Source organism: Candidatus Neomarinimicrobiota bacterium, assembly GCA_016784545.1.
Lineage (GTDB): Bacteria > Fidelibacterota > UBA8477 > UBA8477 > JABMPR01 > JABMPR01.
The window spans coordinates 1-21411 of sequence record JADHUM010000066.1; the positions used below are offsets into that span (position 1 = coordinate 1).

Consider the following 21411-nt stretch of genomic DNA (forward strand, 5'->3'; position numbering starts at 1 on the left):
GATATTATGCACTTGGTGATGGTATTTCGGCCATTCTGACCAGAAATCCTGGACAAATCAACCCGATTTACACCAAGAAACACCGATATCGACAACTTGACCTAAATTTTAACTGATATAACGGGGGAACTTCAATTAAAACAGACCTCAATGGTTGGCCATTAGAATAAGTCTTTGTGAACAGGACTTTTCAATCTTCGCAGAGAATGTTTAAGGGTAATTCCAAATAGAAGCATTAAACAGGTCTCGGGTAATCTCTCGATTGTACAGATTTTGAAGCATGGAATATGGCGATTTTCTCCAAATAGAGACAAATGCATACGCTTCATATTGACTGTCATTAAGGATAATATTGAGTCTGGTTTGTAAATATGGTAATACATTCATCTATGATAAATCCATATATTACAATGATATAGAAAATTTAATTTGGCAGTCTAAAAAAAGGTTACTATCGAGTTGCTTACTAACTATATTTGCTGCAACATAGATCTAAAACATCGAAACTATTTAACTGCACTTACCTGCAGTTTTTGACAATGTGTAGAATTCTGTAAGTACTGAAACGGGCTTGGTCCTGGATCAGTATTTCGCCCGCCGAATCATATTTGAAGGCAGAATGGGGATAGGGCTATCAATATGAGATCTCACAATTTTCCAAATTCGAACTATTTGAAGACAATGAGGTATACTATGCAACGTACATTCTTCACCATCGTCCTGCTCCTGCTCATGTTGTCATCTACTTTTGCAGGAACCAGTGGAAAGATAACTGGCGTTGTAACCGATGAGAATGGAGCGCCCCTCATTGGCGTGAATGTAATAATTGAGAACACCAACCTGGGATCTTCAACCAATGTTGATGGGTACTATGCAATTCTCAATGTTCCACCAGGAACTTATGCGCTGGTAGCATCCTACATTGGCTTTTCAAATGTAAAGGTCACTGACATCAGGGTTTCCATGAATCTGACAAGATATGTAGATATCACCATGACATCTGAGGTTCTAACTACTGGTGAAGAAGTCCTGGTCGTTGCGAAACGTCCCTTACTCAATCAGGATGAATTCTCATCCAAGCACACCGTTTCCTCTGAGGAAATGGAAATCCAACCCATAGAAAGTGTCATTGGGATTGCCCAGAATCAGGCCGGTACCGTGGGGAGCAATTTTCGTGGTGGCCGAAGTGGGGAAGTTCTGGTGGTGATTGACGGTATTCCGGTGCGTGACGCGTCATCCGCCTATACCGGCGACTTTGGCGGCTTTACTCTGGATGTACCAAAAGATGCTGTCCAGGAGATGGAAGTGTCCCTGGGAGGTTTTTCAGCCGAATATGGAAATGTTCAATCTGGTATTTTGAATCTTGCGATGAAGGAAGGCAGCCCCACTTTCAAGGGCTTTCTGTTCATGACCACTACTGATTTTGGTGGGCTTACCGATAAACTCATGCCTAAGGATGAGTGGTGGCTGGATGCCAAATATCAGCAAAAACTTGAGAGTAATTATCGCTTTTCTGTGAGTGGACCCCTTGTTTCAGGTCTGACCTTTAGTCTTTCAGGTGATATTTTCAACCGGAATCAGGGACTCTTTCTAAATCAGGAAGCCTTCAATCAGAGTTATCAAGGGAAAATAGCTTATCGCTTATCCAATAATGCCAAAATTGCAATTGGTGGGAACTATAGTCAAAACGAATGGGATAGTTTCTATTTTCAAGCAGGGAAATATGGTCCAGGTGAGAATTTTAGAACTGACCAATATGATTTTATCGAAGATTTGAATGCGTCAAATGATACACTGACGCGCTTTTTCTATGTGGATGATCCATTTGATTCCGACCTGTATACCTCTGGCGCAGTTGACAGCTTGCTCAATCCCTATTTTATTGCCCTGAATGATTCAGATTCCGTCGCTGTTGGCTACCATCGAGACATTTATCTTGATTCACCTCTGAATCACCTGACCTCCAGGAACAAAGAGAGCCAAATGCTCTATGGTGTATTTACCTATACCTTCAGCTCCCATACATTTTTTGAGCTCAGGGCTCAACTGATGAACTCCATGTATGAGAATGGCATGCGTGATTATTCTGATCGGGATGGTGATGGTGATACCAATGAAATGATCCAGTGGGATCGAAATGTTGAAGGACCCCGACCAGAGCGCCTGGAGCGGGAGTATCAATTCTGGTGGCTACAGGGAGACGATTCTGAGTATAGACATCAAGAGTCCAGCTCCATTCTTGTCAAAGCCGACCTGACATCACAAGTAGATCGAAACAATATGCTCAAGGCTGGTGTTCAGCTGAATCTGAACACTACAGATGTTACTGATATTACCTGGTCATCCGTTACCGAAGAAAGTGATTTCGTACTAAACTCGCTACGTAAGGACATCTGGGAAAACACGGATATGGAATTTGGGGCTTATGTCCAGGATAAGATGGAATTCAAGGGTGCCCTGGTAACCCTTCTGGGGCTCCGTTACGACCACTTTAACCCCAACGGATTCGATGATCCAATTGTCTACCCCGGGAATATGGACAATCCCATATTGACCAAGGATGAGAATGGGTTTGCCATTTTCAATGATCCCAAAGAAGCAAAAGCGAGTCATCAGCTCAGTCCCCGGATCGGAATCTCTCATCCCATCTCGGATCGGGATATCCTGTTTTTTACCTACGGGCACTATTTCCAACGTCCAGACGGCCGTTATCTTTTTCGGAATCATCAATACCAAAGTTTGACCAAGGTGGGAAACTGGGTCGGTAATCCAGCACTCAAGCCAGAAAAAACAGTGTCCTATGACATCTCATTCGAGCATCTGTTTACTCCGACCTTGAAGATGTCCATCACAGGTTACTTCAAGGATGTCTCTGATCTCGTGAACAATGAGAAATTCGTTTTTCCAGATGGTACTGAAGTCAATCAATATGTCAATGGTGATTATGCCAATATCAAAGGTGCCGAGCTGGCTGTCAAACGCCAGAAGGTCAACCACTGGAGCCTTCAGGGGAATGTTTCGTACTCAATAGCCAAGGGACGCAATTCTTCATCAGGTGGTGTGAAACTCTATCCCTATGACAAGAAGATGTATCCTTTGAGTTTTGACAGACGGATTAGTTCGAATGTGAATATTAGTTTGTATTCGAATAAGGGAATTCAGCCCGTTGCCTGGTTAACCCAGGATTGGGTAGCCAATATTCAGTATGAGTACGGTACGGGGAAACCTTACACCACTTATGGTGTCCTGGGCGCCAGCAATGATCAGCGGCTGCCATCATTCTCCAATGTGGATATTCGCATAAGCCGTAAATTGAGCATGGGTAATTATGCCCTGCTGTTCAATTTTGACATTTTTAATGTCTTTAACAATGATGTCCATTACAGTATCTATACCAAATATTATAATGTGGATGAGGATCCAGGGGAGACCAATCCTCCGGATATTATTTACAAGGAGGAGCTCTCCGATCTGGAGATCAGAAGTCCTTTGATCTACGCCTCAGAGCGTCAATATAAAATCGGCCTTTCGCTGAAATTCTAGTAGAGCGATTCTTTAGGAGAAGTTATGCTTAGAAAATTAAAATTCTATTTGCCCCTGTTGTTGATCGCCATCTTTGTCCAGGCTGCTGGTGAGCCACTAAAACTCCCCAAAAAGAAGATCAGCCTGTTCAAAAAGAGTGAGGTCGTTCCCATCGATCATGAGTACCATCGTATCGGGAAGATCTGGATGCGGGTCACTAATTTTTCCATGATTGGAGATGATTCATACCGCGAAAGAACGCCTTCTGCTGATTGGCCAGGCGGTTCTGGCAATTCCTATTTATATCGAGGCTCGCTGTGGCTTACAGGAACCCGTAATGATGTGCGAGGTACCAGTGCAACGGAGGACCAGGAGTATACGCCCCTTGCTCTGGTTGAGAAGGAAACTATCCTGGATGGTCTTGCAGAACACACCTGGACAAAATTTACTGATGCCATACAGACCGATGATGCCCACGTTCCGCTAGGCCTGGAGGTGACTCAACATACCTATGCCTACGGTCTTAGTTTCGCTGATGACTTCATCATCTATAAATATTATCTGAAGAACGCCGGTGTTGATACAGATGGAGATGGGACAGTAGACGATATGTCTCCACTCAGAGATGTTCACTTTACTTTTCGGATGGATGGTGATGTGAGCAAGTTGACAACCTGGGATACTGAAGCTGATTTTGTAAACCGCGACGATCATGCCATGTGTCTTACAGGTGGATGGGATGAACTGTTGTTGTTTCCATATATGGAATATCAAACTGAACAGGATACAACGGTTTGGCCGTATATAAATTCATTTATCGGTGACTCAACCTTGACCATCATGTTTGATGGTGATAATCGGGGTGTGGTTGCTGAAGTGGATACCAGTCTGCTGGATCGAAGCAGCATGTCAGGCGCTTATCAGTATGATAATCCCCATGATGATTTTGGCAATCCAAACCCCCTGGGTGTCTTTCAGACACCTGGTGTTCTGGCCATGCAAATGATCCATACTGATCCATATATGCCACCGAAATCATACACGACCTCCTATATCGGACAGGACTTTTCTGGTGACGCAGCGATGTGGTCAAATGCTATTGGGAAGACGACTTTCGACAAACTGTTCAAACTACCACCATTTCAAGGTGGTGGAGTGAATGAAGGTGATTATCGTGCAATCACCACCTTTGGTCCCGTTGACTCGCTGGCTTACGGCGATTCCATCGAGGTCATCTTTGCCATAGGCGTTGGAGCAGATGCTGACCTTGCAGGTGCATATAGTTTTATCCGACTACTTGAAGATATGGAAGTGGCCAAAACGCTGGTTGATGACAATTTTGATATTGATCTGAATGAGATCCCGGCTCTACCAAATATAGAGATTGGCGCCGTCCTTAATGCAGACAATGTATTTGAGGGTGTAAATGTGACCTGGGATCCCTCTGTTTCTATGGCTCACACCAATTTTAGAGGATTTGTCGTAGCAAAATTCAGAGAGAGAACCGTAGCCGGACTACCCATTTATGATACACTGGGTGTGTATACCAAGGCCGAGGTTGAGGCCGAATTGCTGGCCACTGGTGAAAATTACCTGAGTGTCTACGATGCAGATGTGGCATTTGGTTATGATTACACTTACTCATTGTTTGTCCGTGGGTACTCAGATAAATATTTTAATATGGAACTCCTGTCCAGCGACTTTATCACTGCGACTGGCAAAAGCCACGTAAATACCATGGATGATATTTTGGTGGTTCCCAACCCATACCGGGCTTCGGCACCCTGGAATAATGCCAGCCCATCATCCTCTTCTCAATGGAAAGATCGGCTGTTCTTTATCAATTTACCAGATGATGCCACAGTGAGAATTTTCACGCTTGATGGTGATTTTGTGAAAATGATCAAGACCACAGATTTGAGAAACATTGAAAATTTACCAGAAACCAATTCTGCTACTGCAGAATGGGATTTGGTGAGCACATCTAATCGTGAAGTGGCACCAGGTGTCTATCTTTACCACGTATCTTCGTCCATGGGCGACAAAATCGGCAAATTCATAATTCTTAAGTAAGGGAGGCGAACATGTATAGAATCCTAGTTTTATCATTCCTGATTGTAAATAGCCTCTTGGCATCTGCTTCGATTGGTTCCGTTGCTGGTCAATTTCTTGAGGTCAATCTCCATGTCCGCAATATGGGTATGGGTAATGCCGCTACCTCCCTTGTAAAGGGCAGTGGCTCTGTGCTAATCAATCCTGCAGGTCTGGCTGATTATGATTCTGATGGTGGGATAGATTCATATATCAGTTATGTAAAATGGCCAGCTGATATTAATTTTGGAGCCGTAGGTATTGCTACAAATATTGGCAATATGGGACGCATAGCTCTCAGTGCTGTATACGTCAATTATGGGGACGAAATCCGCACCACACCCGATATGCCTTTTGGTGATGGAACCTTCTCCATTGGGGGTATGAGTATTGGGTTGAGCTATTCCCGATTTCTTACAGACAAATTCTCATTTGGAGTCACCGTAAAAAATGTCAGTGAGAAATATGATGAATCTGGGTACTCGCAGCTCGCCTGGGATATCGGAACTTTATATCGGACGAGTTTCCATGGTCTTAAGATCGGTATGAGTATTCTCAACTTCTCCAAGGAAGCCCAATTTGACGGAAATTATCTGGATTATAGCGATCCCATTAAATATGCTGTCAATGACTCCAGTGACTATGGAAATTGGCCACTGCCCATGACCTTTCGCACTGGACTTTCATTAGATGTCTGGTCCTCTGGAAACCTGAAAGCCAATCTTGCCATGGATATGATCCACTCCAACAACAATGATGAGATTTATGCTTTTGGGACAGAAATCAACTATCTCAAAAAATTTGATATACGTGCGGGATATCAAATGGGTACGGATATTAGCGGTTTAAGTTTTGGGGCTGGATTTCAGGTCCTGGAAAGTCTGGGATTCGACTACGCTTTTAACGCAATGGAATATTTTGGACCTCGCCACAGAGTGGGACTCCGACTAAAATTTTGATAGATTTATTGTATATTAACGCAAAAAGAAAGGAAGCTGTATGAGAAAAGTTACCGTAATCATGTTATTGGGGTTATTTACTTTTTCCCAGGTAAGCGCTGACTTATTTCCGCGTCTGGATCTAGTAGATATCGAAGATGCATTGACTATGAATGTTGGTGGAATTGGAAATATTATTGCCGGTGTAGATGTTGATGAGGATGGCCTGACCGAAATCTACATGGTCAATAACAACTGGAACGATGGAGCCGATGAAGTCATTCCTCGCATCTATAAGTACGAGCGTGTTGCCGCTGAGACTTGGGACCTTGTTTGGGAAGCGATTCCACCATCAACCCTGGTTGAGAAACAGAATACCTGGCCAACCCTATCGTTGACTGATCTTGATAATGATGGCAAGATGGAATTGTGTTGGGGCATTGTAAACAATTTCGTTACCATTGCAAATCCTGCGCGCATTGTTGTCTACGAACATGCCAGTGGTGACAATTTTGGTGTGGATAATGGAGGCGTTTGGGAACCCAATTCATCCTGGACAATTACTGATTCTGTATCAAGTCAGAATATCAGACCCATCGATTGGGAAATTGCTGATATCGATGAAGATGGTGTTGATGAAATCATTTTCGCTGATAGAAAAGGAAATGATTCAGGGGTGTACTATGGAATTTGTTCAGTAAGTGACATTCCTGACAATGGTGATGGATCTGAAACCTGGACCCTGGAGAGCAGTGGTTTAGATTTTGGCATGACCTCAGCGGTTGAAAATAAGTGGGATGTGGCTGTTGTTGGTAACAATGCCTATATCTTCTCTGAAACTGAGATCTCAAAAATATCATGGTCAGGTACTGCCTATGAATATACTGCTCTGGCACCACTGGCCGGTGGATCTTCCGTACAGGCCGCCATGGGTTTAGATATTGATGGTGATGGTACTAAAGAGATTTTTGCTCCATCTTATGATTGGGGTGATGATACTCAAAAGGGAGTCTACATCCTTAAAGAAGATGCAGATACATTAGCGGCAACTTTGGTTATGAACATGTCAGAATATTGGCCAAGTGGATCCCGTGGTATCTGGGGTGCTGAGAGTGGTGATATTGATGACGATGGGCTGATGGATTTTGTCATGGGTAGTAGAGCTTCTACACCTAATGGTCTGATCTTCAGAATAGAACATCAAGGTGGCGATATTTATTCAGCTGCCAATTGGGAATTGACCATCATTGACTCTGCTTATGCAGTTGTTGATTTACCTGAAGGTGGAATCTGGAGTGAGTTCGCCATTGGCAACGTGGATGAAGATGATGGGAATGAAGTGTTCTACACCTCTTCCGTTGCAGTGCCTTATTCAGTAGAATTTTCTACTACAAGTGTTTCTGCTCCAGTTATCATCCTTGATTCACCAAATACCAGTGTATCAATCGAGGAACGTGAAGTTCAGATTGCTGATGGTTACAAACTTCAGCAGAACTATCCCAACCCCTTCAATCCTAGCACAACCATTACATTCCATATTCCTCAGAATGAATCGGTTAGCTTGAGTGTATATGATCTCCAGGGTCGGGAAGTTGCTACATTGTTGAACCAGTCCATGAGTGCAGGTTCATACGACCTGACTTGGGGTGGTCTTGACAATAACGGCGCCCAGGTTGCATCAGGTGTCTATGTTTATACCCTGAAGACATCGTCATACACAGATTCAAAGACAATGTTGTTTCTGAAATAATAATTTCAAAAACATGCTACTTAAAGAGGCCACCATTGTGTGGCCTCTTTTAATTTGATCATAAACATTGGTGAGGTATTCACAAAATATTCGGGTAATTTGGAAGATAGATTAGAAATTCAATGAGGATTTGATTGAATATACACAAAATGAAGAACCTGATGTTCTATACATCTATAGTGAGGAACGCTTGATCTCAGAAGGAAAAGTAATAGTATGCTAAAGATGATCTTAATAGTACTGCAAACCCTGCTTCTAAGCACTGCAATAGCGCTTCAGATAGATTCACAAGTCACTCTGAGGGAAGCCGCAAAGTCCTGGGTATCTCTGGATGGTCGACCTCTGTACTATACTTCAAGTAATTCTCAGTATATGATTGATAATCAAGCTATTAGAAAAATGTCTGCCTATAGTTCTGAAGCCATTATCAGTCTCTCGCCAGCTGGAGATTATCGTCTGATCTCCATGCTTCAAGATCTGGGAGAGATTAAAAATGGAAAACGTTATTCCGATTATTTTGTCCTCGATGATCACAATGATCTCATGTATGCTGTGAACATAGGTACCGATTCAGATCTCAAACCTCATGTCGCTGCTGTATCTGATAAAGGAGTGCTGGCCCTGGTCGATCCTGTAAAAGCATTTATCTATTTCTATGTCTCTGGTAATCTTGTAGCCGAAGGTCAGCTTTATGAGGATGATGGCGATATGAGCATGGAGCGCAATGTTCTCATGCATTGGGTTGGAGAGAAATGCTTCATATTGCTTGAACGTCCAGGTTTCAATGGGGGTCCTGCTGGCAAGTCTCTTTTCATCAGCATCAATTCTGACGGGCGCGGTCAACGAACATCCTATCTGCCCTTCACCTATCTCCAGGATTTTGTATTTCAGAATCAACGCTATTTTGTCAGCGGATATGACTATTCTGCTGTGGAAAAAGTGATGAAACCTTTGATTGCTGAACTATCTGCCAGGGGAGAAGTCCTGTGGAGCAACGAAAATTTTGGCCATGAACTTTATTTATCCCCCAATGGTTCCTATCTGGCTGTTTTGAGTAGCCATGAATTCATCCAGCTGTTTGAATTGGGTCCCAAACGCGTCCAAAAGATTCATTTTGCCAATGACAACAAAGTCTGCCTGGGACTTTCAGTTAATGACAGGGGTGAAGTGGCTGTTATCCGCGTTGCGGCCGATTTCTTTGCCAAGCGAAATACTCATTTCTCTCAGATCTTTTTTCCCCAGACAGAAAGAAGTACTGATATACAAATTGATCCACGTTATCCCCGGTTGTTCCAGGTTGATACAGATGGAGACCGCTTTTTTATCGGAACCAACTATGAATGGCTAGAGATCAGCCAGTAATGCCCAAATTATTCATCCTCTTGTGGTTACCCTTAGGATTGGCTGCCCAGATAAATAATTTTTCATGGCCCATGGCACCCATGGACCAGCAACATCGCATCTCGGCCACTTTTGATGAATGTCGTGAAGACAGGGATCATTTTCACAATGGTACTGACATGCCGCTTGCTCCAGGAGAGAATGCGCTGAGTATTATGGCTGGCACCGTCACTGGAATTGGTTCAGACTGGATCAGGGTTGAAGACTTTGCATATGTGCATGTTATTCCTCTGGCAACACTACTGGTTGGCAATACAGTCGCCCAGGGTGCCGTCGTTGGTCATACCGATAGCTATGCTCATATTCATCTGAATTATGGAGGAGGGGCCAGTGGCCACCCAACAGGGAACCCACTTTTGCCTGGAAAAATCACGCCTTTCGTGGATCCCTATCACCCGCGTTCACCGATTATTCAATTCGTTCTGGATGGTAGTTCCAGCGCCTTCTTAAATAATACCCTGAGTGGTCATGTCGATATCATCGCCCAGGCAGCAGATACAACTGATCTTCAGTCCAGTATTGATATGAACAATGGTATCTACACCATTGGCTGGGCTCTGCATTCAGCAGACACCTCTGAAATATTAGAAGGCCCTCATTTCTGGTTTGAAGCCAATGAATTGTACTCAAATTCTAATATAAATCGGGTTTATGCTTCTGGTTCATCTACCAGTATTTATCGCTACATCGTAACCAATCGAGTCACTTCAAATGGCTATCTCGATTGTGACCTTTACCAACCGGGTCCATATGTCATATCGGTTATCAGCTCTGATACTCAAGACAACTGGGATACGACCTATGTTAACGTTTTGCTTAGTGATGTTGACTTGCTGCCACCAGGGCGACCTGACTTCAGGTACATTGGTGAAGATGCCAATGGGTATCTTCACCTGGAATGGGAAGCACCAAATGATGCAGATCTGGCGGGCTATATCCTTGAATTCTCATTCGATGGTGTCAACTGGAGCTCCAATCATGGTCCACATATCCTAACTGCCGATATGACCAGTTTCACCGAGGAAAGCTTCCCAGATGACGCCTATATCCAATTTCGCATGAAAGCGGTTGACACGGCCTTCAACCCAAACCACAGTGAGTACTCAGATACCTATGCGGTCCGGCTCAGTAATAATCAATCCACCATACTCATCGTTGATGGTTTTGATCGCACAAATGGTTCCTGGACAGGTCGCCAGCATAATTTTGCCACCTATTATTCTGAAGCAATTGTGAATAGTGGCTCTTCTGCCGGCATCAGTACAGTGAGCAATGAATGGGTGACTGCTACACAGGATATTCACGATTATTCCGCAGTATTCTGGTTTACAGGTGATGATAGCCGAACCGATGAAACCTTTAGTACTTCTGAACAAAGTGTCATCACTGCCTATTTGAATGGGGGAGGATATCTGTTTGCATCAGGTGCTGAAATAGGATATGATTTAAGTGCAGGCTCGACAGCTGACGCAAATTTCCTGACCCAGATTTTGCATGTAAGCTATGCCGGGGATGATGGGAATCATTCAACTGTTAATGGAGAAGGACCCTATTTCTCAGGATTAGGCTTTAATTATGGCACCACGCCATACATTGAGGACTGGCCAGATCATTTCTCGCCATCCTCTGGGGGTGAAATAGCTCTCAAATATGGCAATGGCTTGAATGCTGCCATTGGATATAGGGATGATGCTTCAGGAACCCTTGTCTTGGGTTTGGCTTTTGAAACCATTGATACCGAGGCTCACAGGTCTGAGCTGGTGGGCCGGATCCTTGGATTCTTCGCCGGAACAACACAGATCACAGATATCCTTATCCCGGAAGAAATGTTAATTCATAGAGTATATCCAAATCCATTTAATGCTTCCATCAATATTGAGTACCAGATGGATCAATATGCTCATGGTCGAATTGTAGTCTATGATATTCAGGGGAAAATGATTATGGATCAGGAATTAAAAAATTCTACCCCTGGAACCCATACCTGGATTTGGAATGCTGAAAATAAAACTGGTCGGAGTGTACCCAGTGGGCCTTATTTTGTACAGCTGATTCAAGGTGATGCACACAGTGTGACACACAAGATTGTCTTAATCAAATAGGTGAGTCGTGAGAAGGAAGAGTTTACTTTTATTATTTGGACTTTTACATCTGGCGCAGGCGGATGTCCTGCATATTGTACCCTATACCCAGTGGACCTTTAATACACCACTTGAACGGGTCATTTATAGATCGAATACCAATGGATTCCCCATCATGTACACCCTGACAGAAAGCAAAATTTCCTACTATGATAGTCTGGGAAACAATATCATTGATATTGACCGCACTCCTGATGATATCTTCAAGATAAACAGTAACCTCACCTACTTTATGTTGATTCAGCACAATGAGTCTATGGACATCTCTAATCCACAGCTGCTCTATTCATTTCAAGTCTATGATTTTCAAGGAAATCCAAAGTATACCTTGGTGCATGGCATCCCCCTGGGAGAGGGCGTACTCAACTCACAGTTGACCAACCAGGGAAGCATTCTTCTCACCCAGGAGGATCAACCCTGGATTCTTGAATTAAGCAATGAGGATACGCTTTTATTTCTGGAAAACGTGGTACCCCGGGATCAAGATGATTGTGAGATTAAGCTTTTGGTTGATCAGCTTGTCAACAGGAACGAATTCATTAGTGCGTCCTCCTGCATCTCAACTGGGGAAGATGACTCCACCTCAAGAATTGATCTGCATCTGTGGAATCATGACAAACTTCTAAGCGACCCAGTTACTGTTCCAGGCAGGCTGGTTGGTCTTGAGTCCATACCAGGAACAGACAATTATTTTCTTGATATTCACGATGGATATGCATCCATACTTACCCTCTTTGATAGAGATCGAATCGTCAAACCTTATCCCTGGAAAACCTGGGAGATTCGATCCCTTGGGAAAAAGGCTGCTTTTGTCATCTCAGAAAAAGATTTTAATGTTATAAACCTTGGGGATGGTTCAATTATTTCAAGCTACCATCCCATCGATATGAGCACCATCAGCGATGCTGAGTATTTGCATCAATGGGGTCTGTTTCTTTATATACGCTATGAGCCCTTCTTTACGGAGAAAGGGGTACAGGCTTATCGAAAATTTGAGCTTGAAGGAGTGAGCAAAACCGGTCAGATCGCCCACCGTAGCTCATTTGGGAGCTGGACCACTACATTACCAAAATTATCTCAAATTGGAAAAGATCTATTTGCAATTCATATGCACAATGCTGTTCTTTTGTACCGTGTTGAATTGGAAAAAAAATAGGTTTCTTTCAGAATCAACCAAATCAAAATCAGGAGTGTAACTTGAAAATAAAGTTTTTCGTATTATTGGTGTTAAGTATGGCAATCATAAGCTGCAGCACCCAGCAGGAAATCGTTATCGCAGAAAAGCCCTTTGGCCTTTCCAATGTGGAGCAATTGACATTCGAAGGTGACAATGGGGAAGCCTATTGGGGTCCCCTGGGACAGCAAATTATCTTCCAGAGTAAACGCCATGGCAATGGTTGTGATAAAATCTACATCATGAATGCAGATGGCAGCGAACAGCACATGGTGAGTCCTGAGCTTGGCGCAAATACCTGCTCATATTTCAGCATGGACAAGGATAGAATTATCTTTGCCTCCACCTATGGGGTTGTGGATAGTTGTCCACCCCGACCAAAGCCTCAGGGTAATAAATACCTGTGGCCCTTGTTTCCGTATGATATTTATTCAGCCAATCCAGATGGTTCAGATCTTGTAAGAATACGAGAAAATGCAGGTTACGATGCTGAGCCAACCGTTTCCTTTCTCACAGGGAAAGTAATATTTACATCTGAAATCGATGATGATCTGGAATTGTTCACCATGAATATGGATGGATCTGATGTCCAGAGAGTTACCAATCATCTTGGTTATGATGGGGGACCCTATTTTAGTCCAGATGCCCAAAAAATTGTCTGGCGTGCCTGGTATCCTGACACTGCAGAAGATACACTTCGTTGGCAGGAAAATATGGCCCTTGATCAGGTTGAAGCGGTTCCGCTCTCCATTTATACCATGGATGTAGACGGCCAGAATAAAGTTCGTCTCACTGATAATGGCGCCACAAACTGGGCCCCATCCTGGCATCCCGATGGGAAGCATGTGGTATTCTCGTCGAATATGGACGACTGGAATGAAGCAGCTGGGGCTTTCGGTCATAATTTTGAATTGTATATGATTGCCCTTGATGGTAGCGGACTAACTCGTCTGACCAATAATACTTTCTTCGATAGTTTCCCTATGTTTAGCCCCGATGGAAAGTTTCTGGCATTTGCATCCAATCGTGATGCAGAAAACCCGAGGGCAACGCACATTTTCAAGGCGGAGTGGAACGATTAATCCACGAATAAATAATTTTCTTGTCACACCAAGCGGTGATTCGAATCACCGCCTGGTATGTGACGAGTCATTGATGCACTGCACTTGAACAACCTGCTCCTCACATACCTGCCCTACGGTGCCATTGATCTTCTGTTGAGCATCGCAATAATCAGTGAATTGGTTAATAAGCGTTATGATTTACTATGGGCTAATCTGCCAATCTTGATCTGGGGATTGGTCTCGCTCAATAAAAAAATCAATGAAATGCAAGATGATCTGGCTGATTGAACTTAGCATTATCCTGGTGACGGTGATCCTGGTTACCCATGCAAGAGTCTTTTATTCCCTATCGTTTGTGTTGGTCTTCTGGATAGCTGGCCTCATTCTGGGATTCCTCCGTGAATATGCATTGGGTGGAATTATGGAAATCTACAGCTACGGTGACTTCCATATCACCCTGCTTGGGGTGCCGCTCATCTACACCTTGTTCTGGACCAACATTACGTATATAGGGTTGATCTGGGCCAATAATTTTCTTAAGCGAGATTATTTAAAGGCCAAACCCCTTGATTACCATTTGCCCCTCATATTTCTGACCATGGTATTAATTTCATTTTTCTTCGAGGCCCTGCTCTCGCAGTATCAGCTTCTGGACTGGAATCTGGACTCAAACTCGATGTTGTGGGGGAATACACCACTCCTGGCGCCATTTGCATATGGATGGACAGCAGTTCTATATGTAAAAAATTTAAAGCTACTATCCAAAGAACCTCAGCAGCATTGGCAAATCCTGGTCCTGAAGCTCAGTCTGGCTCAACCCCTGGTGGTCCTTATTCTTGCCGGTCTATTACTTATCTCAAACCTGGCGATTATTCTGGTTTTTTCCTGATTGACAGTGGCTGGGAGGGAGATTACATTAGCCCGCTTTTTTGATATGCCCGGGTGGCGGAATTGGTAGACGCGCTAGGTTCAGGTCCTAGTGTACTCTTTTGTACGTGCTGGTTCGACTCCAGTCTCGGGCACTTCCAGTTAAAAGTGAAAAGTTAAAAGTTAAAAGTTGCCATCACCCTAGTGTGGTGGCTTTTTTTGTACTTCCCCAGCTTGAACAATCAGCTTCAATCCTGTGAAGTTCTCATTAGCTTATGTGCAACTCGTGAGGAGAATTGTAGCAGATGGTCAATTATAAGCAGCTTGAGAACACCGTTCCCATCGAATTTGGAAAACAGTTTATCTCTTTTATTACGGGGGAGCACAATGACCATCGTATTTCATTGAAGTACCATTTCTGTGAGCAGGATGGTGAAGTCTATGCTGAAGTAAAATTTGGAAAGCTTGCTCAGGGACCTCCTGGACATGCACATGGCGGTGCTATTTCTGCTGTATTCGATGAGCTTATGAGCGCTTGCTGCTGGGTAAATGGTTATCCCGCCATGACAGCCCAATACACCACACAATTTTTTAAACCATTACCTCTGGAAAAAGAGGTCCTGTATTGTGCAAAAATTAAAGTTATTGATGGTAATAAAATCAACCTCAAGGCAAAATTGATTGATGAAACCAATCAGAAATATGCCAGCGCCCGTGGACTTTTCATCCTCCAGGATATGGAAAAGTTCAAGCAAATGAACCTGGAGACAGGGAATACGGTGTCATCTCTGACCCAACCCCACTAATATTGAGCCCACAAGAATAGGAGTATTATCATGGCATGGATATTCAAATTTGAACTCGATAAGTATGAAATTGAAGATCTCAAAATTGTGCTTGAAAAACTGAAAAAGAAAGACGTTCGCAAGGTGGAGGTCTCTGTAAATGGAGATGTCCGAAAATTAGCCACAAACATGTTAAAGGCTGTCTATGATCAGGAAGACTTCTTTAAGGATGATCGTTGGTAACGCTTGAGGCTATGGCAATGAAACGATTATGCTAACAAAAAGTAAATGAGAGACACAACGGAAAATACATCAAAAATAATACCCAGGTGGGAATGGCGCACCTTCAACGCTGACGATGAGCTTCTAAAAAGCAAGCTCAGCAATTACCAGCCGCTCTTGGATGCGGAAAGTATAGAAACTTACTTGCTCGTCCCCGATGAAGAATTGAATCTAAAAATCAGACATCACATACTCGATGTCAAACACCGTCTGAAGCTTGATTCAACGGGTCAGGAACAGTGGTTGCCCATAATCAATATTAAATTCCCCCTTGATGTGGCAGCGTTGAACAAAATTGAAGAATTATTAGACATGTCTTTCTCATCCGCCACTAATGAAAGGTCTTTGAGCGAAGCTAACTTTATCGAATTGTTGGCTCAAGAACCCCACATAGCTGCGGTATCCGTGGCTAAATTCAGGCAAAAGTATGAGATTGAAGGGATTCAAGGCGAATTTACAAAATTGCAAATCGATAACCATTACCTATTTACCCTCGCTCTTGAACATGAGGATCCTGGCCGTATTTTGAATATCCGCAAATCATTGGGACTGGAAAAGTGCATAAGCGAGAATTATCCTGAAGCTCTTAAGCATGCTATTGCTACTGGAAAAGGAGATTAATGTGGGTGTCGAAATAGAACGCAAATTTTTAATTCTTTCCGATGCCTATAAGCAGGGTATAACGGGCAAAGTTTATCGTCAGGGCTATCTAAACTCGGAAAAAGAGCGTATCGTCAGAGTACGCATCGTTGGTGATGAAGGTTTTCTTACCATAAAAGGCCTATCTAAGGGGATCCAGCGGACGGAATTTGAATATGCTATACCTCTGAATGACGCCGGGCATATGCTAGAGAATTTGTGCTTGCAGCCTATCATTGAGAAAACCCGATATTTGATACCCTATGAGGGTCATGTCTGGGAAGTAGATGAATTCCATGGAGAAAACCAAGGGTTGGTAGTGGCAGAAATTGAATTTTCAAGCAAAAATGAGCATTTTTCCAAACCACCCTGGGTCGGAGAAGATGTGAGTCATGACTGGCGCTATTTCAATTCAAATTTGTCGATTCACCCCTATACATCCTGGGAAGACTAATGATCAAGCATATTCTTACAAAAAGGGTAAATCTCCTTATTATTGTGATGGGTCTTACTAGCACTTCCCTGTTTGGAGCAGAGCAGGAGGAGTCCAGCATTGCCTGGGGTATGCTCCTCATGACACTTCTAGGTGGACTCTCCTTATTTCTCTATGGCATGGAGAAGATGAGTGCCGGATTAAAAAAAGCAGCCGGTGCAAGTATGCGAAATATCCTTTCTGCACTGACCAAGAATAGGTTGGTAGCGCTTGTTGTTGGTGCTTTTGTGACCACAATCGTTCAATCAAGTAGTGCCACGACAGTTATGTTGGTAAGTTTTGTTCAGTCCCAGCTTATGACCTTTACCCAGAGCTTGGGAGTCATTCTAGGTGCGGACATCGGCTCCACCGTCACTGCCCAATTAATCGCTTTCAAGGTATCAGATTACGCCCTGATTATGATTATCCTCGGTTTTGGGATCTCCATGTTTGGGAAGTCGGATCACCAAAAAAATCTGGGCGAGTCATTGATGGGATTCGGCATCCTGTTTTACGGCATGAAGCTTATGTCTGATGCCATGGCTCCCCTAAAAACATTTCAGCCATTTATCAGCATTCTTCAAAACTTGGAAAACCCATTACTGGGCATATTAATCGGTGCCATATTCACAGCTCTCATCCAGAGTAGTGGTGCTTTCACCGGAATCATTATTGTGCTCGCTCAACAGGGACTAATTTCACTGGAAGCAGGTATTCCGCTGCTTATGGGAGCAAATATTGGGACATGCGTGACTGCAGGATTAGCCAGCATTGGGGCGAGTAGAGCCGCCAAACGGGTTGCCTTTGCCCATGTAACCTTCAAGATCTTAGGCGTTCTCCTGTTTGTGTTCTGGATACCAACCTATGCAGATTTTATACGTCATATCTCGCCTGCAAGTCATGACCTCGTCGGAGCCAGCTCCAGGCAGATAGCCAATGCTCATACAATATTTAACGTGAGTATCGCCTTCCTCTTTCTACCCTTTACCCATTGGATAGCTGTACTGGTGACGCGAATATTGCCTGATAAACAAGATCTGCTTGCCCTGAACCCCGTAGTATGGCATTTGGATGACAGCAGTATAGAAACACCAGCACTGGCTCTAGATCTTGCCCGAGCTGAGATCGCGAGGATGGCTAAGATTTTAGGGCGCATGCTGGAGGCAGTGATCGAGCCCTTCTTTAAAAGCAATCCAGGTCCAGATAAAATCCACCCCAGCATTTCATTGCTTGAAGGCATTGAAATGCGGGAGAAAAAGGTCGATTATTTGCGTGTGAGAATCTCAGAATATCTCCAAAAGATTGGTCAGAAAAAATTGTCCGATTCTCAAGTATCTGAGGTGTTTGCAATGATGTCCATTGCGAGTTATATGGAAAATATTGGTGATATCATTCAAAGAAGCGTCATGCCACTTATAGTCAAAAAGCGCGCGCTTAGGTTGAATTTTTCAAAGCAGGGTGAGGAGGAACTACTTCATTACCACGTTAAAGTCTGCAAGCAAATCAGTAGATTGCGTGATGTTTTTACCGAAATGGATCTAAAAAAGGCCAAGAACATTATTCTCAAGGAGGAGAAGTATATCGATCTGGAGTCAAAATATCGCATTTTTCATTTGGAACGCATTCATGCAGCCAGGGAAGAATCAGTTCAAACTCATGATATTCATATGGAATTACTGGATCTTTTAAAACGGATCAATGTATATGCTGGCGATATAGCATTAACACTTCTCAGAATGGAAAAAATTGACAACTAATGCAACCTATATCCAAAGACGGAACCATGATATGAAAATAAACATTATAGGGCTTATGCTCATGATCAGTCTGTGCTTATTATCCTGTTGTTCAGAAAGTTCGACCTTTCCCAAAGTCAATGAGACAGGTCATTTGGTGATAAATGAATTCCTGGCCAGTAATGACTCTACCAATACAGATGAGCATGGGGAATATGATGACTGGGTGGAGCTATATAATGGCACAGATAGTATAATAGATATCGCTGGAATGTATATAACAGATGATCCTCTGGACATAAAGCCCTGGCAGATTCCCAGCACAGATCCCACTGCAACCACCATCCCACCAAAGGGATTTCTATTGCTGTGGTGTGATGAGGAAACAGATCAAGGGGTTTTGCATGTGGGGATTAAACTTTCCAGATTAGGCGAGTTTGTTATACTTTTTGAAAGTGATAGGGTAACAGTAATAGATAGTATCCAATTTGGCGAGATGGACACTGGAATTTCTTACGGACGTGAAACTGATGGCAGCCAATTATGGACCCATTTTTCAACCCCCTCACCAGGTAGCTCCAATTGATTGGTCGTGTGATTTGAAATTCATATTCTCTTTGCTGGTGTTATTCATATCAGGGTGTGGATTGTTTAGCTCTGAGGACAAATTCCCCTCCTTGAATCTGATCAGGAGTTCAATTTTGGATGTTTCTGAGCCCTCAGGACTGACCCAGGATGCTTCTGGAAATTTTTTATATTGTGTTAGTGATCCTCCTGTCAATAAAATCCATAAGTTAGATTTAGCCGGAAATTTGATACAGACCCTTGACTATGTTGGGCAGGATCTGGAAGGTATCAGTTATGATACTCGAGATAGCACCATCTGGATTGTGGATGAGGCAGAGACTGAGATTACCCATCTAACAGAGACTGGTCAAATCCTATCTCAAACGCCCATTAACATCTCGATTCCAGATTCCAAAAGTGGGCTGGAAGGTATCTGTTTTCGATCAGGAGAAAATGATATCCATGTCATCAAGCAGCAAAATCCGGCTACAGTCGTAAAGATAGATTCGAATCTAGTAACCCTTGATTCCAAAAACTTTGACAAGGGTATAGATATTACAGGAATTTGCCGTGGAAGAGAGCCTGATGAGTTCCTCATTATCAGCGCGGGGGAGAAACAGTTATATGAGTGGACATGGGAGGGTGGCCTTCTGGCTACCTATAATTTTGATGTTAAGCAAGCTGAGGGAGTTGTCTACGATGCCAGCTCATCGCTTGTGTATATAGTTTGCGATGCTGAAAGTATTCTGTACACATTTGAATTTCCAGAGTGAGATAAATGGACAACAACCGAGATAACCCCATTTTGATTTCAGCTTGCCTCACGGGTGAAGCCTGTCGCTTTGATGGCCAGGGCAAACATAATTCGGAATTGCTTGAGCTTCTAAAGGATAAAACCCTCATACCTGTTTGTCCCGAGGTCGAGGGGGGCTTGCCCATTCCAAGACCACCTGCCGAAATCAAGGGCAGGGGTGTATTTCGAAAAAATGGGGAGGATGTGAGCGAAGCATTTCAAAAAGGCGCATCACGCTGCAAGGAGAGATCCGTTGCCGCACATGTGAGTCAGGCCATCCTAAAAAGTCGAAGTCCTGCCTGTGGCTGTGGAAAGATCTATGATGGTTCCTTTTCAAAAACACTGATTGATGGTGATGGGATTTTTACCCAACATTTGAAATCGGCAGGAATAGAATGCATCTCTGATGAGGAGTTTCTCTCCAACAATTCATAGAACTCCACCCCTCGAGAGCCTCAGGGTGACATATCCATTGATCCCTCACCCCCAAACGTCCTAACCCCTAACTAATAACTCATTTTGTAACCTACATCCCATCCCTGCCTCAAAGACTTGTGAGCGAAAGAATTTTGACACAAAATATATTTAACTCGATACTTTAGTAGGTATCGCGAATGGGAGAAAAAAAATGACTGAGAATTTGACAAAACAAGATTTCCTCGATAAAGTTTTCGATTATGAGAATGAAAAAGAGTGGAAATACAAGGGTGATACACCTGCTATTATTGATTTCTGGGCTGAATGGTGTGGACCTTGTAAGGCCGTAGCTCCAGTACTTGAAGAGCTTTCAAACGAGTATGAAGGTAAAGTAAAGGTTTATAAAGTTGATACCGAGACTGAGCAGGAACTTGCTGGCGTCTTTGGCATCCGCAGTATTCCTTCACTTCTATTTGTCCCCCTTAATGACAAGCCTCAGATGGCTGCAGGCGCCCTTCCAAAAGAGCAATTTGTTCAGGCATTCCAGGATGTCCTGGGAGTAGCACCTATCACTGCTTAAAGGTTTTAATCTGATTTGATGAACACGAAAGGCCGGGATTCTAATCCCGGCTTTTATAGTGTGCCGTGCATGGTTAATAACTAGGTGGTGCAAGTCCACTGTGGAGGATTGTAGTTTCCAACCACTAGTCGAGAGCAAGGGTGTCGTGGGTGACTGCGAATCTGAAGGAAGCTTAAGACAAATTTCCGAACT

Annotated in this window: 19 protein-coding genes and 1 tRNA gene; all 20 read left to right on the top strand. The window is 43.4% G+C overall.

Annotation, left to right across the window (positions count from 1 at the left end):
• The first annotated feature begins 693 nt into the window (after positions 1-693).
• The 20 genes from ISR87_13525 (at position 694) to trxA (ending at position 21219) form a co-directional block, all read left to right on the top strand.
• Positions 694-3543: a TonB-dependent receptor gene (locus ISR87_13525; protein ID MBL7026462.1), complete on the top strand. Its 2850-nt coding sequence runs from the start codon at positions 694-696 to the stop codon at positions 3541-3543.
• A gap of 24 nt (positions 3544-3567) precedes the next feature.
• Positions 3568-5595: a hypothetical protein gene (locus tag ISR87_13530; protein ID MBL7026463.1), complete on the top strand. Its 2028-nt coding sequence runs from the start codon at positions 3568-3570 to the stop codon at positions 5593-5595.
• A gap of 11 nt (positions 5596-5606) precedes the next feature.
• On the top strand, positions 5607-6572 hold the full coding sequence (locus tag ISR87_13535) for a PorV/PorQ family protein (protein MBL7026464.1): 966 nt from the start codon (positions 5607-5609) through the stop codon (positions 6570-6572).
• A gap of 40 nt (positions 6573-6612) precedes the next feature.
• Positions 6613-8301, top strand: coding sequence for a T9SS type A sorting domain-containing protein (locus tag ISR87_13540; GenBank protein ID MBL7026465.1), 1689 nt, complete (start codon positions 6613-6615; stop codon positions 8299-8301).
• A gap of 216 nt (positions 8302-8517) precedes the next feature.
• Positions 8518-9663: a hypothetical protein gene (locus tag ISR87_13545; protein ID MBL7026466.1), complete on the top strand. Its 1146-nt coding sequence runs from the start codon at positions 8518-8520 to the stop codon at positions 9661-9663.
• Complete coding sequence (locus tag ISR87_13550; protein MBL7026467.1) at positions 9663-11804, top strand: T9SS type A sorting domain-containing protein; 2142 nt, start codon at positions 9663-9665, stop codon at positions 11802-11804. Before ISR87_13545 ends, ISR87_13550 begins: the two co-directional genes overlap by 1 nt.
• A 7-nt stretch (positions 11805-11811) precedes the next feature.
• A complete protein-coding gene (locus tag ISR87_13555; GenBank protein ID MBL7026468.1) occupies positions 11812-12999 on the top strand; it encodes a hypothetical protein in 1188 nt (395 codons plus the stop codon).
• A 41-nt stretch (positions 13000-13040) separates the two neighbouring features.
• Entirely contained in the window at positions 13041-14099 is a 1059-nt protein-coding gene (locus ISR87_13560; GenBank protein ID MBL7026469.1) for a PD40 domain-containing protein, read from the top strand.
• An 84-nt stretch (positions 14100-14183) separates the two neighbouring features.
• Complete coding sequence (locus ISR87_13565) at positions 14184-14369, top strand: hypothetical protein (GenBank protein ID MBL7026470.1); 186 nt, start codon at positions 14184-14186, stop codon at positions 14367-14369.
• The gene (locus tag ISR87_13570) at positions 14353-14970 is read left to right on the top strand and encodes a hypothetical protein (protein ID MBL7026471.1); all 618 of its coding nucleotides are present in this window, start codon (positions 14353-14355) and stop codon (positions 14968-14970) included. Before ISR87_13565 ends, ISR87_13570 begins: the two co-directional genes overlap by 17 nt.
• Positions 14971-15017: 47 nt before the next feature.
• A tRNA-Leu gene (locus tag ISR87_13575) sits at positions 15018-15103 on the top strand.
• Positions 15104-15253: 150 nt separating this feature from the next.
• Positions 15254-15754 carry a PaaI family thioesterase gene (locus ISR87_13580; GenBank protein ID MBL7026472.1) on the top strand — a complete coding sequence of 167 codons (501 nt, stop codon included), beginning with the start codon at positions 15254-15256 and terminating at the stop codon, positions 15752-15754.
• Positions 15755-15784: 30 nt separating this feature from the next.
• The gene (locus ISR87_13585; protein ID MBL7026473.1) at positions 15785-15976 is read left to right on the top strand and encodes a hypothetical protein; all 192 of its coding nucleotides are present in this window, start codon (positions 15785-15787) and stop codon (positions 15974-15976) included.
• Between the two features lie 45 nt (positions 15977-16021).
• Positions 16022-16636, top strand: a complete 615-nt coding sequence (locus tag ISR87_13590) for a hypothetical protein (GenBank protein MBL7026474.1) — start codon at positions 16022-16024, stop codon at positions 16634-16636.
• A gap of 1 nt (position 16637) precedes the next feature.
• Positions 16638-17108 (top strand): CYTH domain-containing protein, encoded by a 471-nt coding sequence (locus ISR87_13595; protein MBL7026475.1) that lies wholly within the window; start codon positions 16638-16640, stop codon positions 17106-17108.
• A complete protein-coding gene (locus ISR87_13600; GenBank protein MBL7026476.1) occupies positions 17108-18883 on the top strand; it encodes a Na/Pi cotransporter family protein in 1776 nt (591 codons plus the stop codon). The genes ISR87_13595 and ISR87_13600 overlap by 1 nt, the downstream gene beginning before the upstream one ends.
• Before the next feature lie 31 nt (positions 18884-18914).
• A complete protein-coding gene (locus ISR87_13605) occupies positions 18915-19448 on the top strand; it encodes a lamin tail domain-containing protein (GenBank protein MBL7026477.1) in 534 nt (177 codons plus the stop codon).
• 115 nt (positions 19449-19563) lie between these two features.
• On the top strand, positions 19564-20202 hold the full coding sequence (locus tag ISR87_13610) for an SdiA-regulated domain-containing protein (protein MBL7026478.1): 639 nt from the start codon (positions 19564-19566) through the stop codon (positions 20200-20202).
• Positions 20203-20207: 5 nt separating this feature from the next.
• A complete protein-coding gene (locus tag ISR87_13615) occupies positions 20208-20657 on the top strand; it encodes a DUF523 domain-containing protein (GenBank protein MBL7026479.1) in 450 nt (149 codons plus the stop codon).
• 193 nt (positions 20658-20850) lie between these two features.
• Complete coding sequence (gene trxA, locus ISR87_13620; protein MBL7026480.1) at positions 20851-21219, top strand: thioredoxin; 369 nt, start codon at positions 20851-20853, stop codon at positions 21217-21219.
• Positions 21220-21411 lie beyond the last annotated feature (192 nt).

Excerpts from the sequence above, each read along its gene's own strand:
- ISR87_13525 (MBL7026462.1), top strand. The coding sequence starts at position 694 with ATGCAACGTACATTCTTCACCATCGTCCTGCTCCTGCTCATGTTGTCA.
- ISR87_13530 (MBL7026463.1), top strand. The coding sequence starts at position 3,568 with ATGCTTAGAAAATTAAAATTCTATTTGCCCCTGTTGTTGATCGCCATC.
- ISR87_13535 (MBL7026464.1), top strand. The coding sequence starts at position 5,607 with ATGTATAGAATCCTAGTTTTATCATTCCTGATTGTAAATAGCCTCTTG.
- ISR87_13540 (MBL7026465.1), top strand. The coding sequence starts at position 6,613 with ATGAGAAAAGTTACCGTAATCATGTTATTGGGGTTATTTACTTTTTCC.
- ISR87_13545 (MBL7026466.1), top strand. The coding sequence starts at position 8,518 with ATGCTAAAGATGATCTTAATAGTACTGCAAACCCTGCTTCTAAGCACT.
- ISR87_13550 (MBL7026467.1), top strand. The coding sequence starts at position 9,663 with ATGCCCAAATTATTCATCCTCTTGTGGTTACCCTTAGGATTGGCTGCC.
- ISR87_13570 (MBL7026471.1), top strand. The coding sequence starts at position 14,353 with ATGATCTGGCTGATTGAACTTAGCATTATCCTGGTGACGGTGATCCTG.
- ISR87_13580 (MBL7026472.1), top strand. The coding sequence starts at position 15,254 with ATGGTCAATTATAAGCAGCTTGAGAACACCGTTCCCATCGAATTTGGA.
- ISR87_13585 (MBL7026473.1), top strand. The coding sequence starts at position 15,785 with ATGGCATGGATATTCAAATTTGAACTCGATAAGTATGAAATTGAAGAT.
- ISR87_13590 (MBL7026474.1), top strand. The coding sequence starts at position 16,022 with ATGAGAGACACAACGGAAAATACATCAAAAATAATACCCAGGTGGGAA.
- ISR87_13600 (MBL7026476.1), top strand. The coding sequence starts at position 17,108 with ATGATCAAGCATATTCTTACAAAAAGGGTAAATCTCCTTATTATTGTG.
- ISR87_13605 (MBL7026477.1), top strand. The coding sequence starts at position 18,915 with ATGAAAATAAACATTATAGGGCTTATGCTCATGATCAGTCTGTGCTTA.
- ISR87_13615 (MBL7026479.1), top strand. The coding sequence starts at position 20,208 with ATGGACAACAACCGAGATAACCCCATTTTGATTTCAGCTTGCCTCACG.
- trxA (MBL7026480.1), top strand. The coding sequence starts at position 20,851 with ATGACTGAGAATTTGACAAAACAAGATTTCCTCGATAAAGTTTTCGAT.